General features: G+C 66.9%; 12 protein-coding genes. 6 read left to right on the top strand and 6 right to left on the bottom strand.

Annotated features, from left to right (window positions below):
• Nucleotides 1-914: 914 nt before the first annotated feature.
• Nucleotides 915-2,336: a DEAD/DEAH box helicase gene (locus H3005_RS13165; RefSeq protein WP_089238573.1), complete on the top strand. Its 1,422-nt coding sequence runs from the start codon at nucleotides 915-917 to the stop codon at nucleotides 2,334-2,336.
• Between the two features lie 59 nt (nucleotides 2,337-2,395).
• Here the strand turns inward: H3005_RS13165 and H3005_RS13160 are convergent, their stop codons facing one another.
• The 3 genes from H3005_RS13160 to H3005_RS13150 form a co-directional block, all read right to left on the bottom strand.
• Entirely contained in the window at nucleotides 2,396-2,782 is a 387-nt protein-coding gene (locus tag H3005_RS13160) for a hypothetical protein (protein ID WP_191078365.1), read from the bottom strand.
• Between the two features lie 96 nt (nucleotides 2,783-2,878).
• Nucleotides 2,879-5,473 (bottom strand): M14 family zinc carboxypeptidase, encoded by a 2,595-nt coding sequence (locus H3005_RS13155; protein ID WP_191078364.1) that lies wholly within the window; start codon nucleotides 5,471-5,473, stop codon nucleotides 2,879-2,881.
• A gap of 64 nt (nucleotides 5,474-5,537) precedes the next feature.
• The gene (locus tag H3005_RS13150) at nucleotides 5,538-8,177 is read right to left on the bottom strand and encodes a TonB-dependent receptor (RefSeq protein WP_191078363.1); all 2,640 of its coding nucleotides are present in this window, start codon (nucleotides 8,175-8,177) and stop codon (nucleotides 5,538-5,540) included.
• Nucleotides 8,178-8,372: 195 nt separating this feature from the next.
• On the opposite strand from H3005_RS13150, the gene queD reads away from it, so the two are divergent.
• Nucleotides 8,373-8,735 (top strand): 6-carboxytetrahydropterin synthase QueD, encoded by a 363-nt coding sequence (gene queD / locus H3005_RS13145; RefSeq protein WP_108265045.1) that lies wholly within the window; start codon nucleotides 8,373-8,375, stop codon nucleotides 8,733-8,735.
• A gap of 519 nt (nucleotides 8,736-9,254) precedes the next feature.
• On the opposite strand, the gene asnB is transcribed toward queD, so the two are convergent.
• Complete coding sequence (gene asnB / locus H3005_RS13140; RefSeq protein ID WP_100554651.1) at nucleotides 9,255-11,156, bottom strand: asparagine synthase (glutamine-hydrolyzing); 1,902 nt, start codon at nucleotides 11,154-11,156, stop codon at nucleotides 9,255-9,257.
• A gap of 345 nt (nucleotides 11,157-11,501) precedes the next feature.
• On the opposite strand from asnB, the gene H3005_RS13135 reads away from it, so the two are divergent.
• Together H3005_RS13135 and H3005_RS13130 are read left to right on the top strand one after the other, a co-directional pair.
• Nucleotides 11,502-12,191 (top strand): winged helix-turn-helix domain-containing protein, encoded by a 690-nt coding sequence (locus H3005_RS13135; protein WP_099821602.1) that lies wholly within the window; start codon nucleotides 11,502-11,504, stop codon nucleotides 12,189-12,191.
• Complete coding sequence (locus tag H3005_RS13130; RefSeq protein WP_191078362.1) at nucleotides 12,188-13,531, top strand: ATP-binding protein; 1,344 nt, start codon at nucleotides 12,188-12,190, stop codon at nucleotides 13,529-13,531. The genes H3005_RS13135 and H3005_RS13130 overlap by 4 nt, the downstream gene beginning before the upstream one ends.
• Here H3005_RS13130 and H3005_RS13125 read toward each other — a convergent pair.
• Together H3005_RS13125 and H3005_RS13120 are read right to left on the bottom strand one after the other, a co-directional pair.
• Nucleotides 13,528-15,000, bottom strand: coding sequence for a HAMP domain-containing sensor histidine kinase (locus H3005_RS13125; protein WP_191078361.1), 1,473 nt, complete (start codon nucleotides 14,998-15,000; stop codon nucleotides 13,528-13,530). The two genes, H3005_RS13130 and H3005_RS13125, sit on opposite strands and share 4 nt — an antisense overlap.
• On the bottom strand, nucleotides 14,997-15,716 hold the full coding sequence (locus H3005_RS13120; protein ID WP_025878436.1) for a response regulator transcription factor: 720 nt from the start codon (nucleotides 15,714-15,716) through the stop codon (nucleotides 14,997-14,999). The genes H3005_RS13125 and H3005_RS13120 overlap by 4 nt, the downstream gene beginning before the upstream one ends.
• A gap of 144 nt (nucleotides 15,717-15,860) precedes the next feature.
• On the opposite strand from H3005_RS13120, the gene msrB reads away from it, so the two are divergent.
• Together msrB and H3005_RS13110 are read left to right on the top strand one after the other, a co-directional pair.
• Nucleotides 15,861-16,436 (top strand): peptide-methionine (R)-S-oxide reductase MsrB, encoded by a 576-nt coding sequence (gene msrB, locus H3005_RS13115; RefSeq protein ID WP_100554647.1) that lies wholly within the window; start codon nucleotides 15,861-15,863, stop codon nucleotides 16,434-16,436.
• Between the two features lie 2 nt (nucleotides 16,437-16,438).
• Nucleotides 16,439-18,205 carry a cytochrome c biogenesis protein DipZ gene (locus tag H3005_RS13110; protein ID WP_191078360.1) on the top strand — a complete coding sequence of 589 codons (1,767 nt, stop codon included), beginning with the start codon at nucleotides 16,439-16,441 and terminating at the stop codon, nucleotides 18,203-18,205.
• Nucleotides 18,206-18,213: the final 8 nt, after the last annotated feature.

Here is an 18,213-nt window from a genome sequence, read left to right as displayed (position 1 = left end):
AATCAAATATCCGGTGCAGCCAAGCTGCAGCGCGGCATCGCCTCACCCTACCGTAGTGGGGGGTTTCAGGCAGGGCTGCGCCCTGCACCTGCAGAGGCCTTCCAAGCCACAGCCGGAGCAACGGCCACAGCCGGCTCTGGGTTTTCTGTGGGTTGGGCGGGGCGGTGTGGGCCTGCAGGACACGCCGTGAACCCATCCATGGGGGCTTGTCCGCGGCATCCATGCCGCGGACACCCCGCAATCCGACACCGCCCCGCCTTCGACAGTTTCCCGGTGGCCATTAGATCCACGCCATGCGTGGATGAATCTCCATCGAAATCAAATATTTCGACAAGTGAACGTAGAACATCCACGCATGGCGTGGATCTACCGTGTCGACCAAGGTCGACACCCACCAAGCGCAGGCCATGCCATTCCGACAGATTGCGGAGATCTGTCGAAGGCGGGGTGGGNNGTCCGCGGCATGGATGCCGCGGCCAAGCCTACAGGGACGTACTTGCGGCGTCCCCCGCAACCGGACCCACCCCGCCATCCCACAGGAACCCGGCTTTTGCCGTTGCCGTTGCCGTTGCCGTTGCCGTTGTCATTGCCTTGGCCTCGGCAGGTGCAGGGCGCAGCCCTGCCGGAAACCCCAACCTGAACAGCCTGTTTTGCGTGAGGTCTCATCCTTCCGCTAGACTATGCGGGTCTGCAGCGGCCGTCCGTTTCCCTCCGGGATCGCCGGCGACAGGGGTCCGCCCCATCGCCCGCCCCCACTCCGACGCCGTTCGTCACGCATTCCAGCCTGCGCTTCGCGTTGGCTGCACCCAATTCTCGCAGCGCGGTTCACGGGAACGCTCCGAGTCAGCCGATCAGTTTGATCTGCCCCCGTCTGTCCGTTCGGACAGGCGTTAACTGTACTTGGAGCAATCTCGATGTCTTTTGAATCCCTGGGCCTTGCGCCCTTCCTGCTGCGTGCGCTCGCCGAGCAGGGTTACGAAACCCCGACCCCGATCCAGCAGCAGGCGATCCCGCTGGTGCTGGCAGGTCGCGATCTGCTGGCCGGCGCACAGACCGGCACCGGCAAGACCGCCGCGTTCGGCCTGCCGCTGCTGCAGCACCTGGGCACCGCTTCGCAGGAAGTGCGTACCGGCCCGCGCAAGCCGCGCGCGCTGATCCTGGCACCGACCCGCGAACTGGCCACCCAGGTGCATGACAGCCTGCGCGGTTACAGCAAGTACCTGCGCATCCCCAGCGCCTGCATCTACGGCGGCGTCGGCATGGGCAACCAGCTCGACATCCTGCGTCGCGGCGTGGACCTGCTGGTGGCCTGCCCGGGCCGCCTGATCGACCACCTGGAGCGTCGCAGCATCGACCTGTCCGGCATTGAACTGCTGGTGCTGGACGAAGCCGACCGCATGCTGGACATGGGCTTCCTGCCCTCGATCAAGCGCATCCTGGCCAAGCTGCCCAAGCAGAACCGCCAGACCCTGCTGTTCTCGGCCACTTTCGAGGACAACATCCGCCAGTTGGCGCTGGAGTTCATGCGCAACCCGGAACAGATCCAGGTGACGCCGAAGAACACCGTGGCCGAGACCATCACCCACAAGGTGCATCCGGTCGATGCCAGCCGCAAGCGCGACCTGCTGCTGCACCTGTTGGCACAGGACAGCCGCGAGCAGACCCTGGTGTTTGCCCGCACCAAGCACGGCAGCGACAAGCTGGCCGCGTTCCTGGAAAAGTCCGGCATCAAGACCGCGGCGATCCACGGCAACAAGAGCCAGGGCCAGCGCCTGCGCGCGCTCGGCGACTTCAAGGCCGGCCGTGTCACCGTGCTGGTGGCCACCGACATCGCCGCGCGCGGTATCGACATCAACGAGCTGCCGAAGGTGATCAACTTCGATCTGCCGATGGTGGCCGAAGACTACGTGCACCGCATTGGCCGTACCGGCCGCAACGGTGCTACCGGTGAAGCGATTTCGCTGGTTGCGCAGGATGAAGTGAAGCTGCTGCGCGCGATCGTGCGCCTGCTGGGCCGCGACATGGACATCCGCGATGTGCCGGGCTTCGAGCTGCAGACGCCGATCCGCTGGGGCAACAGTGCACCGGGCAAGGCCGAGGCCGATACCGGCGAGCGCGTGCCGCGCAAGACCCACGCCCGCCGTCCGCACGGCGATGCGCCGCGTCATGCACATGCAGGCCCGAAGAAGGCCGGCGGTGGACGCCGCGAGGGCGCTGGCAACGGCCAGCAGCGCGCGGGCGCAGGTGCCGGTCAGGGCCAGCGTCGCGGCGGCGGTGCCAATACGGGTGGCGGCCGTGGCCGCGGCCAGGGTGGCGGCGGCGGTCGCGCCAGCTGATCCCAGCTGACAGGGATGGCGTCGCCCGCTGCGCGGGGGCTGCTTATCGGGGGACGACGCTAACGCGTCGTCCCTTTTTTGTTGCTGGCTGCCGGGTGGTTTGAGAGCTGGCGGTGGGTTTCGTGTGGGCGCTGGGGAGCGAGGTCGGCGCAAAACACGCCGTAAACCCATCCATGGGGGCTCGTAGGCGCCATCCATGGCGCCTGCGGTTTTGCGCCGACCTCGCTCCCCATCGCTTCAGACATTTCCAGCGCCTTCTTGTCCCGCCGGGTAGCCGGGAGAAGAAGGATCAAATTCAAATTCAAATTCAAATTCAAAGACAAAAGCCGGAATTCCAGCTTTTGCTTTTGATTTTGCCCTTGCTCCCGCCTTGGGTTTGCTGCATCCGCGCCCGCAGGAAACTGTCTGGGGAGGACGGATGGGCCGCGCAGGACCGCAGGCGCCATGGATGGCGCCTACGAGCCTACAGGGACGTACTTGCGGCGTGTCCTGCGCGGCCCATCCGTCCTCCCAATCCCAGCGTCAGTTCGGCGCGTAATGCCTCAACCCCGCGCTTTACTCGGATTCACCAGATTCCCAAAGAAGATCGCATTGATCAGCAACCGGTCCGTGCCATGCCAGTACTTGCGATGCGCCGGATCATCCGCAAACAGGATCACGTTGCCCTGCCCCTGCGCCGACACCAGCAGCCACGCGCTGCCAGCCACGCGACTGCGGTTGCGCTCGGACAGATACCCGTTCACCCGTGGCGTGTCGTCGATCCGTACCACCGTGGAAAACCCGTTCGCGCTCGGCTGCAGGATGACCGTGTTCTCCTTGTTGATCGCCAGTTGCCGGCGCGGCACGCCGAATGCCAAAGGATGACTGGGGTCGACGTCGGCACTGAGGATGTTGCCGCTGACACGCTCGATGGCGGCGATATCGCGCTGGTCGCCGAAGGCGCGGCGCGCGGTGTCTCCCGCGTCCTCTTCCTTGCCCAGCTTCTCGCCCTCGGCGAGCTTCTGTTCGATCGCCCACTTTGAAGCGCTGCCATAGGTCACCAGTGACCCACCGGCCTGGATCCAGCGCTTCAATGCCGCTACCGCGGTTGCGTCGATCCCCGTGTAGGTGCCGCCGGAGAGCACGATCGTGGTGTAGCGGTCCAGCGATACCTTGCCCAGCTGCTGGGGGTCCAGCTTGCTGGCCGGCAGGCGCAGCTGCTGGTCGAGCAGGAACCAGGCCGAACCGATTTCGGTGGCGGCCACGCCCTCGCCCATCACCAGCGCCACTGCTGGCTTGCGTAGTGCCTTGACGCCGTCACTGCCAAGGTCGATGCCATCGCGGCTGCGGCCACTGGACAGCGCATGCACCTGCACGCCGGCTGCCCGCGCTGCGGCGGCGACCGCTTCCTGCAGCGCCGCGCCCTGCAGTGGCTGCCCGGCCACCGGTACCACGATGCTGCCACCGGCAAAGGCCACGTCACCCTGTGCGGTGCTGGCGGTGAACGGCTGGAAGGTGGCACGCGTGGACAAGCCCTTGGCCTGCAGACCGGCCAGTGCGCGGCCCGCGTTGTAGTCGCGCCAGTCGATCACGTAGGCGAAGCCCGCTTCACCACCAATCACCCCGCCCTGTACTTCGGGAACCTCGAGCACGCGGGCGCCGCCGTCGATGCGGGTGCGGCTGCCGGCAGAGGCCACGCCGTAGGCCGGGGCGATCGCATAGCTGGTACTGCCGTAGAACACGTCGCCCTTGATCGGCGGGGTCTCGGCGAAGATCGAATGGACCAGCCGGAACTGCGCCTGCTGCACCGGCACCACGTAGGCGCTGCCCGCTTCGAAACGCTGGCCATCCACGGTGACGGCGCGATCCAGCGCATGCACTTCAATCCTGTGCAGCAACAGCAGTTCCAGCAGGCGTCGGGTCAATGCCGGATCATGCGCGTCGCCGAACACGAAGCTCTTCACCGGCTGCTGCGCGGCCTGCTTCAGCGCGCTCTGGAAGAACTGCTTCTGCAGATCGAACAGGGCGCTGCGCTCGGTCACCGCACCGCGCACCGTGCCCAGGCCGGTGGCAACCTGGTTGCGGATGGTGAACGGGAACGTCAGCAGGCCATTCACCGATTCCTGCACGCGACCACGCGAGCTGGCCTGTTCGACGGTGACACCGACCGCGCCGTGGAAGTCCGGATAGGTCGAGCCGTACACGGGCGAGAAATTGTCGAAGTTCTCACCGGTGTAGTACAGCGAACCCAGCGCATCGAGCGCCTGGGCGTGGTACTTGGCCAGGGTCTTGTTGAACTCGTACGATGCCGCCGGGATCAACGGACTATGCATGCTCTTCGGCGATGGCTCGAAGTAGTACGTGCTGTCCTTGCCCATCTCGTGGAAGTCGATCTGCACGTTCGGGTACCACTGGTGGAACTGCGCCACCTTGGGCCGCGAATCCTGCTGGGTCAGCGCCAGCCAATCGCGGTTGAGATCGGTGAAGTAGTGGTTGGTGCGGCCCTGCGGGAACGGTTCTACGTGCTCCTTGTCGGCCGGATCGGCCGAGGCCGGATCTGACGCCCAGGCGTTGTGCCAGTTGGCGGCGCGGTCGCGGCCATCGGGATTCTGCGCCGGATCGAACAGCACCACCGCCTGCTGCAGCCACTGCTGCGTTTCCGCGCTGCGGTTGGCCACCAGGTAGTACGCGGTCAGCATCGCCGCTTCGCCGCTGGAGGTCTCGTTGCCGTGCACGCTGTAGCCCAGCCACACCACCACCGGACTGTCACCGGCAGCGCTGCGCGGCTGTGCCGGATCGACCAGGGTCGCGTGCTGCTGACGGATCTGTTCCAGCCGCGCGTGGTTGCCGGCAGCGGTGACCGTGGCAATCAGCAGCGGGCGGCCCTCATAGCTGCGACCGATCTCGCGCACGCTGATCCTGTCCGAGTGCTTGGCCAGCTCCTGGAAGTAAGCCACCAGCTGGTCGTGGCGGGTGTAACGGCTGCCGATCGGATAGCCGAGGAACTGCTCCGGCGTGGGAATGGCGGTATCGAATGCCGCTGCATCGGTGGTCTTCGGGAAGAAATAGGCGCTCTGCGCATGCACCGCAGACGGCAGCGATACGGCGGTGGCGACGGCAAGCAACAGCGGGAAAACAGCACGGCGGTGGAAGGACACGGTGACTCCCCAGAAACATGGCAACACGGCCGGCCACACGGGGTGGCCGGCCGCGGCGGGTGGATCAGAAGCGGTAATCGAAGCCCAGCGTGAAGTAGCGGCCACGCAGGTCGTACTGGCTGAAGTCGTACGGCGCACGGATGCCCGGGAACGAAGCGTCGTACGGCGGCGTCTTGTCACCCAGGTTCTGCACCTTGGCATACACGGTCAGGTTCTCGATGCCGGTGTAGCCCAGGTACAGATCGAACTGGTTGTAGGCATCGACGCGGCTCTGCACCGCGGCGGCGGCGGTGCTGGCCTTCTGGTCGTAGCCACTGGTGTAGTACCAGGTCACCGCAGCGGTGTAGTCGCTGTACTTCCAGTCGAGGGTGGTGGTGGCCTTGTTCTTCGGCAGGGTGGCGCCGAGGTTGCTGCCGGCATAGTCCACCAACGGGCCACCGACCACGGTCGGGCGCCGGTAGTCGCGCACGTGGGTGTAGGCCGAGGTCACGGTGAAGTCACCGAAGGCGGTGGTCGGGATGCGCTGGCGCAGCTCGACGTCGATGCCCGAAGTCTTCAGCTCGCTCAGGTTCTGGTAGCGGTTGTAGACCGCCTGCAGCTTGCCACGCTCATCGCGCTGCACGGCACCGGCGACGTTGTCGTTGACCAGGGTCTGGGTGTTGTTGGTACCCACCAGGTTGTCCAGCTGGATGCGGTAGTAGTCGATGCTCAGGTTGGTGTTCGCCCACGGCGACAGCACCACGCCGAAGTTCACGCTCTTGGTACGCTCCGGCTTCAGGTCGTTGTTGCCGACGGTGAAGAAGGTCGGGTTCTGCCGCGAGCCCGGCACGTCCGGATCACGTGGGTCGACCACGCTGCCGTAGGCGATGCTGGTGCTGTTGGAGTTCTCCGACAACGACGGCGCACGGAAGCCCTTCGACGCGGACGCACGCACCAGCAGGAAATCCAGCGGCTGCCAGCGCAGGCCGAGCTTGGGCGAGAACGCGTCGCCGAAATCATCGTAATGATCGGCGCGGGCGGCGGCGGACAGCTCCAGGGTCGATGCCAGCGGCACGTTGACCTCGGCATAGGCGGCGCTGACCTTGCGCTCGCCGTGCACTTCGGCAATCGCCGGGCGCACCTGCAGGCCGGCGTCGATCTGCCACGGGTTGTTCGAATCGAGCTTCTCTCGGCGCCATTCGGCACCGGCGGCGAAGCCGATGTCGCCGGCCCAGGTGTGGCCGAGGCTGCCGGAGATCTTCGCATCGATGCCCTGCAGCACCGACTCGGCCGGACGCAGGGTGGCGATGTTGATCGAATCGCGCACCGACTGCGGCGTCGCCGCCGGATTCAGCAGGTTGTAGCTGCCGGTCGCCAGTGCGTTGGCCAGCGCCCAGCGGTTGGCGAAGCCGCCGGAGACAGTTTCGCGCTCGCTGCTGCGCGCGCCGAATGCGGCCACTTCCCAGTCCCACTTCTCGGTGTTGCCACGCAGCCCGAACACACCGCGATAGGCGGTGGAGCGGTTGGTCTTGATGGTGCCGCCGAGGTCGAAGAAGGTGTATTCGATCGGAATCGCGCGGCCGTACGGGTTGTACGGATTGCTGGCCGGCAGGTTGGACGACACCGGCTCGGCCAGGCCGGTCTGCGCGTTCAGTGCGAAGCGACCGCTTTCCAGGGTGAAGAACGGGCTGCTGCCGAACCACGCAGCGCTCTTGATCTGGCTGTACAGCACTTCGCCGAACGCTTCGACGTTGTCGCCAAGGCGGAAGGTGCCGTTGGCGTAGGCCTGGTAGCGCTTGGTCGAGGGAATCAGGGTGGTGAACGGGGCCTGGTTGAAGCCGCAGGTATCACCGGCCAGACCGTCGATCGGCGCGCTGGCCACGCGGGTGGTGCCGGTGGGGCAGTTGCCGTTGGCATCGAGCATCGGCACGGAGGTGCCATTGACCAGATAGCGTGCGCCCTTGGCCGACCAGCCGTTCCAGCGACCGCCGGGCTGGTCGCTGTAGATGCCGCTCTTGGTCAGGTTGCGCTCGTCCTGGTCCAGTCGCTCGCGGTTGTAGGCCTGCAGGCTGAAGAGGATGTTGTAGCCATCCTTGTCGATGTCGCCCAGACCGCCGACGAACTTCAGGTTCTGCTCGTGCAGGCCGCCCTGGTCGGCGCCACCGAAGCTGCCGCCGATCTCGGCGCCTTCGAAGTTCTGCCGGGTGATGATGTTGACCACGCCGGCCACTGCATCGCTGCCGTACACCGCGGATGCACCGTCCTTGAGCACTTCGATGCGTTCGACGGCCACCAGCGGCAGCGCGTTGAGATCGACGAAGGTGTCCGACAGGCCGCCGGCCGGGAAGCCGTAGTTGGCCAGGCGACGGCCGTTGAGCAGCACCAGCGTGTTCTTCTGCGAGAGGCCGCGCAGACCGATGCCGGCCGAGCCCGATGCCCAACCGTTGTTGGTGGTCTCGTTGCTGGCGTTGCCGGTGTTGGCCGAGATCGAGCGCAGCACATCGGCCACGGTGGCCTTGCCGGTCTGTTCCAGCTGCTGGCGGCCGATCACCTGCACGGGGTTGGAGGCTTCGGTATCGGCGCGCTTGATGTTGGAACCGGTGACGCGCACGGCAGCCAGGGTACTGGCTTCGCCGCTGGCGTCGGCGGTGGTTTCGGCGGCGGCAGACAAAGGCGCGGCCAGAGCGACGGCCAGGGCCGCCACGAGCAGGGTGTGCTGGGGCATGACGATGTGGGGGAGGTAGTGGAAGGACGAGGTAAGTTCCGCAGTAATCCATGCCTGGCCGGGCTACGGCCAATAACATCTCTTCATACGGATATAAGAGAAACTATCATCTCTTCATCCGGATGGAAAGAATTTCTTCACGAAAGGACAACGCTGGACCGGGCTGATCGGGCGCCTGCGGCGTACAATCGCGACATGGAAATCTTCAAAGTCTTCATGCTCGAGGCGGCGCACCGCCTCCCCAACGTGCCGCCGGGGCACAAATGCGCGCGCCTGCACGGCCACTCCTTCCGGGTGGAACTGAAGGTGGAGGGCGAGCCGGGTGCGCAGACCGGCTGGATCATGGATTTCGGCGATGTGAAGGCGGCTTTCCAGCCGATCTACGACCGCCTGGACCACCACTACCTCAATGACATCCCCGGTCTGGAGAACCCGACCAGCGAGAATCTGGCGGTGTGGATCTGGAACGAGCTCAAGCCCATCCTGCCGGCACTGAGCGAGATCACGGTGCACGAAACCTGCACCTCGGGCTGCCGCTACCGCGGTCCTGCCGCCTGATCAACCCACTGATCTGAAAGGAATCCAGGCGCCGGAAACGGCGCCTTCATATTTTTTGTTGCAATGCCGCATGATCGGCGTATGCTGCATTGCATCAATACAAATGCACGGCGGATGCGACTGGCAACAGCCACTGGCGCGACGCCCACGCTCATTGCATGGGTCCCTCCCCCCATGCAATCCGGACCCGGCAGATCCCTCCCTCTGCCGGGTCTTTTTTTTCGCCTCCGCCAGGCAGGCTTCTTCGCCTGGATCAGCCGCGACCGGATGGGCCTCGCCGTGTCCGGTAAGGGTTTGGACAAATGTCCCCCGGCGCCGGCCTGCGGCCGCCCCCTCCTCCTTTACTTTGTCCAAACCCTTACCGGCCACGACGACGCTCGGCTTGCGGGGCCCAGGCGCGCAGATCGCTGCTTTTCCCGAGGCCACCGAAGATCTCCCCATGCAGGGCGGAGGCCCTTGCGTGNNCGCAAGGGCCTCCGCCCTGCGCCGCGCAGAATGAGTTCGTCGCGCAAGGAATACTCAGCGCCCGCGGTTGCCGTGCCAGTGCTGGTACCACGCCTGGAACATCAACACGTTCCACAGGTGCGTATGCCATTTGCGCTCGCCGCGCAGGAACGCCTCCCAGATCGCGCGCACGCGCACCGCATCGAAGCAGCCCTGATTGCGCAGCAGTTGCGGATCGAGCAGTGCTTCCGCCCAGTCGCGCAGTGGGCCGGCCAGCCAGCGCGCCATCGGCGGGCCGAAACCGCGCTTGGGACGATAGACCAGCGGTGCGGGCAGATAGCGCGACAGCAGATGCTTGAGGATCCGCTTGTGCTCACCGTCGTGGTATTTCAGGTGCTGCGGCAGGCGCCAGGCCAGGCGCACCACCTCCATGTCCAGCAGCGGCGAGCGCGTTTCCACGCCGGCCGCCATGCCTGCACGGTCGACCTTGGCAAGGATGCCTTCGGCCAGATCCATGCGGAAATCCAGCAGCTGGATGCGTGCTTCTGCCGGCAGTGCGGTGTCCTGCTGCTGGAAGATCGTCGCCGGCTCGCGTGCGCCCAACACCACCTGGGTCGGCTGCCGCCAGCGGGTGACGCGCTGCAGGTAATGCCCCTCCACATCGTTGGCCGCCACTTCGGCCACCAGTGCCCGCCAACCGCCAAGCCGCCCCCGCTCCACGTTCAAGCGGCTGCTGCCACGCCGCGCGAGATCACGCACCCAGTCCGGCAGGCCACCGCACAGGCGCGCATTGCGCAACGCGCGGCCGTAGCTTGGGTGGCCGAAGAACAGTTCATCGCCGCCGTCGCCGGTCAACGCCACCGGCTTGCGCGCGCCGAGCAGCTCGCTGGCCAGCAAGGTGGGCAGCTGCGAGGCATCGGCGAACGGTTCGCACCAGACCTGCGGCAAGCGCTGCAGCAGATCCAGGCCCTGCCGGCTGTCCATCCTGTGCAGGTGGTGATGCACGCCCAGATGGCGGGCGACCTGCGAGGCCCAGTCGCTCTCGTCGTGACCAGGGTCATCGAAACCCACCGTCCATGCTTCGACCGGCAACGCCGATTGCGCCTGCATCATCGCCACCACCAGCGACGAATCGGTACCGCCGGACAGGAACGCACCGCAGGCCACCGGTGAATGCATGCGCGCGGCGATCGCCTGCTGCAGCACCACCTCCAGCTGGTCGGTGGCCTGCTCCAGGCTGGGCGCCGGCTGCAACGGCTCCTGCAGCGCTGATTGCATCGCATCGCGCGCGCACCAGTAGCGATGGCCTCCCTGTGTCGCCTGCGTTGATCCGCCGGCGGCATGGTCGTTGAGGTCCACGCGCAGCATCGCTCCGGCCACCAGCTTGTGGATGCCGCGATAGATGGTATGCGGCGCAGGCACATAGTCATGGCGCAGCAGCAGGCTCAATGCATCCTGGTCGATGCTGGGAGCGAACCCGGCGAAGGCCTGCAGCGCCTTCAACTCCGAAGCGAACAGGAACTGGCCCTGATACCACCCGTAATACAACGGCCGTTCGCCGACCGGGTCGCGCGCCAGCCAGAGTTCATGCGCATGGCGGTCCCAGACGCTGAACGCAAACGCGCCTTCGATGCGCGACAGCGCACGCTGCACGCCCCACTCGACGATGGCCTGCAGCAGCAGGCGTGCATCGGTGCAGCTGCGCGGCAGATCGCGCAGCTGCGACTGCAGCGCCGCCCTGTTGTAGATGCGGCCATCCAGGCACAGCACGTAACGCCCACAGCTGGAACTGAGCGGCTGCAACGGCATGTCAGTCGGCGCGCGGCAATGACCAAGGGCCAGTCCTGCGTCGGCATCGGTCCAGTAACCGATGCGACCGCGGCCGCGCTGCTGCAGCGCCCGCAGCATCGGCGCCAACTGCTGCAGCAGCTGCTCGTCGTCGGCAGGCGGCAGCCAGGCCCCGACCACGCCGCTCATCGCTGGCCTCCATGGCAATGGCAATCAAGGGAAAGCACGGGACAGGAGGCGGACGGCATGAGGGCGGCACGCGGATGGGGAGAGCTGCCATGCTCCGCCCCGCCGCGCGCCACGTCAGTCGTAGCGCTGTCAGCGACCGTCACCGCAGGCGCGCCTTGCGTAACGTTTTGTAACAACCGGATTGCTACCCTGCAGCCAAGTCATTGCCCGGCCTGAGGCCCGGCCCGTGCGCCAGCAACCCCGGCTGAATGGCGCCCGCCCCCAGGACCCGGGCGGCCCGACAGCTGGGATAGCATCGCCGCGCTCGTGCCACGGCGGTACGGAAGCGCCCCGGAGGCCTTGTAAATGCTGGATATCGTACTGGTTGAAGACGACGCTCGGCTGGGCACGATGGTCAGCGACTACCTGCAGCGCCACGGTTACCAGGTCGCCCATGAGCGCTGCGGCCAGCGCGCGATCGCCCGGATCCTCAGCGAAAAGCCGGCGCTGGTCCTGCTCGACATCGGCCTGCCGGGCCAGGATGGTTTCGAAGTGTGTCGGCAGATCCGGCCCCACTATGACGGGATCATCTGCGTGCTGAGCGCCCGTACCGACAACATCGACCAGGTGCTGGGGCTGGAACTGGGCGCCGACGACTACATCGGCAAGCCGATCGAACCGCGGGTGCTGCTGGCCCGGCTGCGCGCCCATCTGCGCCGCCACCGTCGGGTCGAGCCACGCGATGAAGCGCTGCGTTTCGGTGAACTGAGCATCGATCCGTCCACCCGCAACGTGCACCTGCAGGGCCGCCTGCTGGAACTGACCACCGCCGAATTCGACCTGCTGTTCCTGCTGGCCGGCAACGCGGGCCAGATCCTCGACCGCGATGCGCTGCTGCGCGGCCTGCGCGGCATCGCCTTCGATGGCCTGGACCGCTCGATCGATGCGCGCATCTCGCGCCTGCGGCGCAAGCTGGGCGACAACCCGGAACAGCCCGAGCGGATCAAGACCGTGCGCGGCCGTGGTTACCTGTTCAGCCGATCGGCATGGGGATGAAGCACCCATCTTCGGCCATGCGTGGCCACGCCTTCCACTTCCTGCGCTACGGCATCGGCTTCCTGGTCGTCCACCTTCTGCTGATCGTCGCCGGGTTGTGGGCCTGGGATGCCCTGCTGGAAGATCGCACCGAGGCCAGCCTGCAGGCGGAAATGCGCGGCCCACATGCGATGCTGCAACATCGCTTCGCCGAAACGCCGCCGGCGCAGTGGCCAGCCCTGGCACAACAGCTGGACAGCGATTTCGCCTATCCGCTGCAGCTGATGCCGCTGACCGAGGCTGCCGCGATACTGCCGGCGAAACAGCGCAAGGGCTTGCTCAACGGACACGTGCAGATCGAGCTGGACAGCATGCGCAGCCTGCAGCGCGTCGGCAACAGCAGCAGTGCGCTGATCCTGGGACCGTTGGACCAGGCCCTGCCCGAGGAAGGCTGGCAGGACAGCGAAGCCTCCGGCGTGGCCATCATCCTGCTGATCCTGATGGTGGCGGTGGCGTTGCCGATGTATGTGATGGTCTACCGGCTGTGGCGCGATGTCTCGCAGCTGGCGCAGACCGCGCGACGGATGCGCGATGGCCAGCTCGACAGCCGTGCGCCGCGCGCCGGTACCGCGCTGGTGCGGCCGTTGGCCAAGGCGTTCAACCACATGGCCGAACAGCTGCAGTTGCTGCTGGAAAGCCAGCGCGTGCTGGCCCAGGCGGTGGCGCACGAAGTACGCACGCCGCTGGCACGGATGCGCTTCGGCCTTGCAGACCTGGAAGAAACCGGACTGGATGACGCCCAGCGCGATGCACTGTCCGGGCTGCGCATCGATGTGGACCGGCTGCAGCACCTGACCGACGCCGGCGTTGAATATGCGGCACTCGGGCGCTGCCATCAGCTCACCCGTCAGCGCCTGCAACTGGCCGCACTGGTACGCGGGGTGGTCGACCAGTTCGCGCCATTGACGATACCGGTGCAGCTGGACCTGTCACCGGCAGGGCTGGTCAACGTCAACCGGCACATGCTGGAACTGGCGCTGCGCAACCTGCTGGGCAACGCGCTGCGCTATGCGCGCCGGCAGATCCGCATCGTCAGCACGCTCAACGAGGGATGGCTGTGCCTGCAGGTGGAGGACGACGGCCCCGGCATCGCCGTCGAACTGCGCAGCCAGGTATTGCAGCCCTACGTGCGGCTGGACCAGGCCAGCCCGGGTTTCGGGCTGGGGCTGGCGCTGGTGCAGGTGGTGGCGGACAAGCATCGCGGCCACGTGGAAGTGGCCGATTCGGCGCTCGGTGGTGCCTGCATCCTGCTGCTGCTGCCGATGGAAAGCGGTGTCGCGCCACCGGCAGAAGACGTCTAGTTCGTCTCCGCATCCGCGCGTGGCAAGGCGAACACGAACAGCGCGCCCTGTTCGCTTTCGCGCAGCTCGATACGACGACCATGCAACTGCACGATGCGCTGCACGATCAGCAGGCCGAGCCCGCCGTTTTCGCCACGCCGTGCCCCCAGTGCCGCCGGCGCCTGGAACAGTTGCCCACGCAGCGCTGGCGGCACCCCGGGGCCATCGTCCTGTACCGCCACCTGCACACTGTCGGGCAGCGCCGACAGCTGCACCTGCACGCGGCCACCGTCCGGCGCATGTCGCAGCGCGTTGTCGAGCAGGTTGGTCAGCACGCGCTCCACAAGACCGAGATCGGCGCGTACCAGCGGCAGGCCCGGCGGGAACTCAGCATGCAGGCGCTGCCCGCGTGCCTGCGCGGCCAGTTCGAATTTCTGCAGCACGTCCTGCAGCAGTTCCGGCAGCGCGAACACCTCCCACTCCAGCCGCACTTCGCCGTGTTCCAGCCGTGCCAGTTCGAACAGTGCGCGGGCAAGACGGCCGACCTTGGCACTCTGCGCCAGTGCGATACCGAGATAGCGACGGCGCTCCTGCGGCGACAGCGTGGCTTCCTTCAGCGCAAGCGTTTCCAGGTAACCGTGCAGCGAGGACAACGGCGTACGCAGGTCGTGCGAGATGTTGGCCACCAGTTCGCGGCGCTGCAGGTCCTGCTGGCGCAGCTGCTGCCACTGTTCGCCCAGCCGTTGTGCCATCTGTGCATGGGCATGTTCGAGGATCTTCAGCTCATCGCGCTCGCCCGCGCGCAGCGGTACCGGTGCGGGCAGCGGCGTCGGTGCGTCGATGTCGAAGGCCTGTATGCGCCGGGTGACCTGGCGCAGCGGCCGGGTCACCCAGTAGAAGGCCACCAGGCCGGCAAGCAAGCCCAGCCCGCCTATCAACAGCACCGACCACAGGGTGGTGTGCCATTGGCTGCCAGCGGCCAGGTCATCGGCCAGCATCTGCCGGTGTTCGCCCACCAGCACCACGTACACGTAGCCGGCCTGCCGCCCCTGCACCACCAGCGGCGCCACACTGAACACCTTGCGACCATCCGTGCTGCGCGGATCGTCACCGAGGATCGGCAGCGCCGCGCCGGACAGCAGGCGCCGCAGCGGTGCCACGTCCACCTGGCTGCGCATCAGATGGCCGCTGGGCGCATCGTGGCCGAGGATGCGGCCCTGGTCGTCCAGCAGGTACACCTCGACACTGGGGTTGACCGCCATCAGCTGGCCGAACAAGGCGCGCACCGCCGCATCGCGCATGCCGCTGGTGTCCATCAGCTCACTGCGCTGGGCGATGTGCTCGGCCAAGCCCAGCGACAGGCGCTGCACCACTTCCTGCTCATGGCGGGTATTGGTGCGCATCTGCCAGGCCAGCAGCGCCATGCAGCACGTCAGCATCAGCGCCGACATCACCAGCGCCAGTTTCTGCCACAGGTTCGGCTTGATCATGCTGCCGCCCCGGCCGGGTCGACCAGCTTGTAGCCGCGCCCCCATACGGTCAGCAGACGCCGTGGGTTGCCCGGGTCGGTTTCGATCTTGCTGCGCAGGCGGTTGATGTGGGTGTTGACCGTGTGCTCGTAACCATCGTGCTGGTAGCCCCAGACCTGGTTGAGCAGTTCCATCCGCGCAAACACCTGGTCCGGGTGGCGGGCAAAGAACAGCAGCAGTTCGAACTCACGCGGTGTCAGTTCCAGTGCATTGCCATCGACGGCGGCAGTCCGCGCGACCGGGTCCAGGCGCAGCCCACCGAGTTCGATCGCCCCGGCATCGATGCGCGCGTTCTGTGCCATGGCTTCAGCGCGGCGCAGCAGTGCACGCACGCGTGCCACCAGCTCCGGCATCGAGAACGGCTTGGCCAGGTAGTCGTCCGCACCCAGTTCCAGGCCGACGATGCGCTGGGTTTCGCTGCCGCGCGCACTGATGATGATGATCGGCACATAGCGCGCCATCGCGCGTGCACGCTGGCAGACCTGCAGGCCATCCACGCCCGGCAGCATCACGTCCAGCACCAGTGCATCCCACGGGCCTTCCTGTTCGATCAGGCGCAGGCCGGCATCGCCGCTGGCGGCGTGCGCGACTTCATAGCCCTCATCACCGAGGTGCATGCGCAGCAGGTCGGCGATATGGGCATCGTCTTCAACGATCAGGACACGTTTGGCGGACATCGGCAGGTTCGGGCCAGTGGGGAGGCTGCCCGCATTGTGGCGCGGGAGCGGCGTGGATACCTCACGAAAAATTGAATCCTGCGTGAGGATTCGTTGACCGGAGGGGGCGCAGCATGACCCCGTCGCCCCTTCCCGGAGTCCACCATGTCCCTCACCCGCCGCCATCTGCTGGGCCTGGGCGGTGCTGTCACCGCCGCCGGCCTGCTGGGCCTGGGCGCGTGCAGCCGCGCTGCCCCCGCCGCTGCCGAGGCACGGCCTTCGCGACAGTTCGAGGTGGCCCGCAGCGATGCCGAGTGGCGTCGGCTGCTGAGCCCGGCGCAGTATGCCGTGCTGCGCCAGCAGGCCACCGAACACCCCTGGAGCAGCCCGCTGAACAAGGAACACCGGCAGGGTACGTTCGCCTGCGCCGGCTGCGCGTTGCCGCTGTTCTCGTCGTCCACCAAGTTCGAGAGCCACACCGGCTGGCCCAGCTTCTGGGCGCCGCTGCACAACGCCATCGGCGAGGACCGTGACACCACCTTCGGCATGTTGCGGGTGGAAGCACATTGCCGTCGTTGTGGCGGCCACCTCGGCCACGTGTTCAACGACGGCCCGCGCCCGACCGGACTGCGCTACTGCATGAACGGCGCCGCGATGGCGTTCATTCCCGGGGCTGCACAACAGGACGCCGCCGGCGACTGGCGCGTGCCGCTGGGTTCTTCCCCTACTTCGGGAGCGTGATGATGCTGCTGTTGCTGCTTGCCTATCTCGGGGGCGTGCTGACCCTGCTCAGCCCGTGCATCCTGCCGGTGCTGCCGTTCGTGTTCGCACGCGCCGATCGTCCTTTCCTGCGCAGCACCCTGCCGCTGCTGCTGGGCATGGCGCTGACCTTCACCGTGGTTGCCAGCCTGGCCGCGGTCGGCAGCCAGTGGGTGGCGCAGGCCAACCAGATCGGCCGCTGGGTGGCGCTGGTGCTGATGGCCGTGTTCGCCATCGCGCTGCTGTGGCCGACACTGGCCGACCATCTGCTGGCGCCGTTCCAGCGCATCGGTGCGCGCCTGAGCGCGCGTGCCGACGCCGCGGATGCGGCCGGCCGTGGCGGCGCCTGGACCTCCCTGCTGATCGGCATCGCCACCGGCCTGCTGTGGGCGCCCTGCGCCGGCCCGATTCTCGGCCTGGTGCTGACCGGTGCCGCCCTGAACGGCGCCAGCGTCGGCACCAGTTCGCTGCTGCTGGCCTACGCGCTGGGCGCAGTCACCGCGCTGGCGCTGGCGGTGTGGGTGGGTGGCCGCGTGTTCCGGGCGCTGCAGGCCCGGCTCGGCCTGGGCAATGTGGTGCGTCGGGTACTGGGCGTGGCCGCGCTGCTGGCGGTAGTGGCGATCGGCCTGGGCTGGGACACCGGCCTGCTGACCCGTCTGTCCGCGGTCAGTACCGCACGCATCGAACAGGGCCTGCTGGATGCCGTGCCCGACGCGCAACCAGCAGCAGCACCGCCGATGATGATGATGGCGGCCGGGCAGGCAGGCGCGCCGCTGCCAGTGGAAGGCACACTGCCTTCGCTGGGCGGCGCCACTGGCTGGCTCAACAGCCCACCGCTGAGTGCCGAGCAGCTGCGCGGCAAGGTGGTGCTGATCGATTTCTGGACCTACTCCTGCATCAACTGCCTGCGCGCGATGCCATTCGTGCACGAGTGGGCGCAGCGCTACCGCGACCATGGCCTGGTGGTGGTCGGCGTGCATACGCCGGAGTTCGCGTTCGAGCGCGACCCGCGCAACGTGATGAAGGCGGTGCAGCAGCTGAAGGTCGAGTACCCGGTCGCACTCGATAACCAGTATTCGATCTGGCGCGCGTTCAACAACCGCTACTGGCCGGCGCACTACTTCATCGACGCGCAGGGCAACATCCGCGGCCACCAGTTCGGCGAGGGCAACTACGCGCACTCCGAACAGGTGATCCGCCGTCTGCTGGTGGAAGCCGGGCAGACCGACCTGCCACCGCCTGCGGACCCCGCTGCGGCCGACCTGCAGGGCGTAGCCACGCAGGCCGACATGGGCAACCTGCGTTCGCCGGAAACCTACCTGGGCCACGCACGTGCCGAGCAGTTCGCCTCGCCGGGCGGGCAGCGCGTCGACGCAGTATTCGGCTACACGCTGCCATCCACCCTGGCGCTGAACCAATGGGGCCTGTCCGGGCAGTGGCGGGTCAACGATGAAGCGGCACAGCTGCAGCAGGCCGGCGGGCGCATCGCCTTCCAGTTCCATGCCCGCGACCTGCATCTGGTGCTGGCACCGGGCGAGGACGGAACGCCGGTGCGCTTCCGCGTGCTGCTTGATGGCAAGCCACTGCCAGCGGCCGATGCCGGCGCCGACGTGGCTGCCGATGGCACCGGCACCGTGAGCGAACACCGTCTGTACCAGCTGATCCGCCAACGCGGCACGATCGGTCCGCATCGTTTCGAGATCGAATTCCTCGACGCAGGCGTGCAGGCCTACGCCTTCACCTTCGGTTGAACCGGGAG

Origin of the sequence: Stenotrophomonas sp. Br8 (assembly GCF_014763005.1) — a bacterium.
In the GTDB taxonomy this organism is placed as follows: Bacteria; Pseudomonadota; Gammaproteobacteria; order Xanthomonadales; family Xanthomonadaceae; genus Stenotrophomonas; species Stenotrophomonas lactitubi.
The sequence above is the reverse complement of the archived record's forward strand: the minus strand, read 5'-3'. Positions and strand labels throughout refer to the sequence as shown.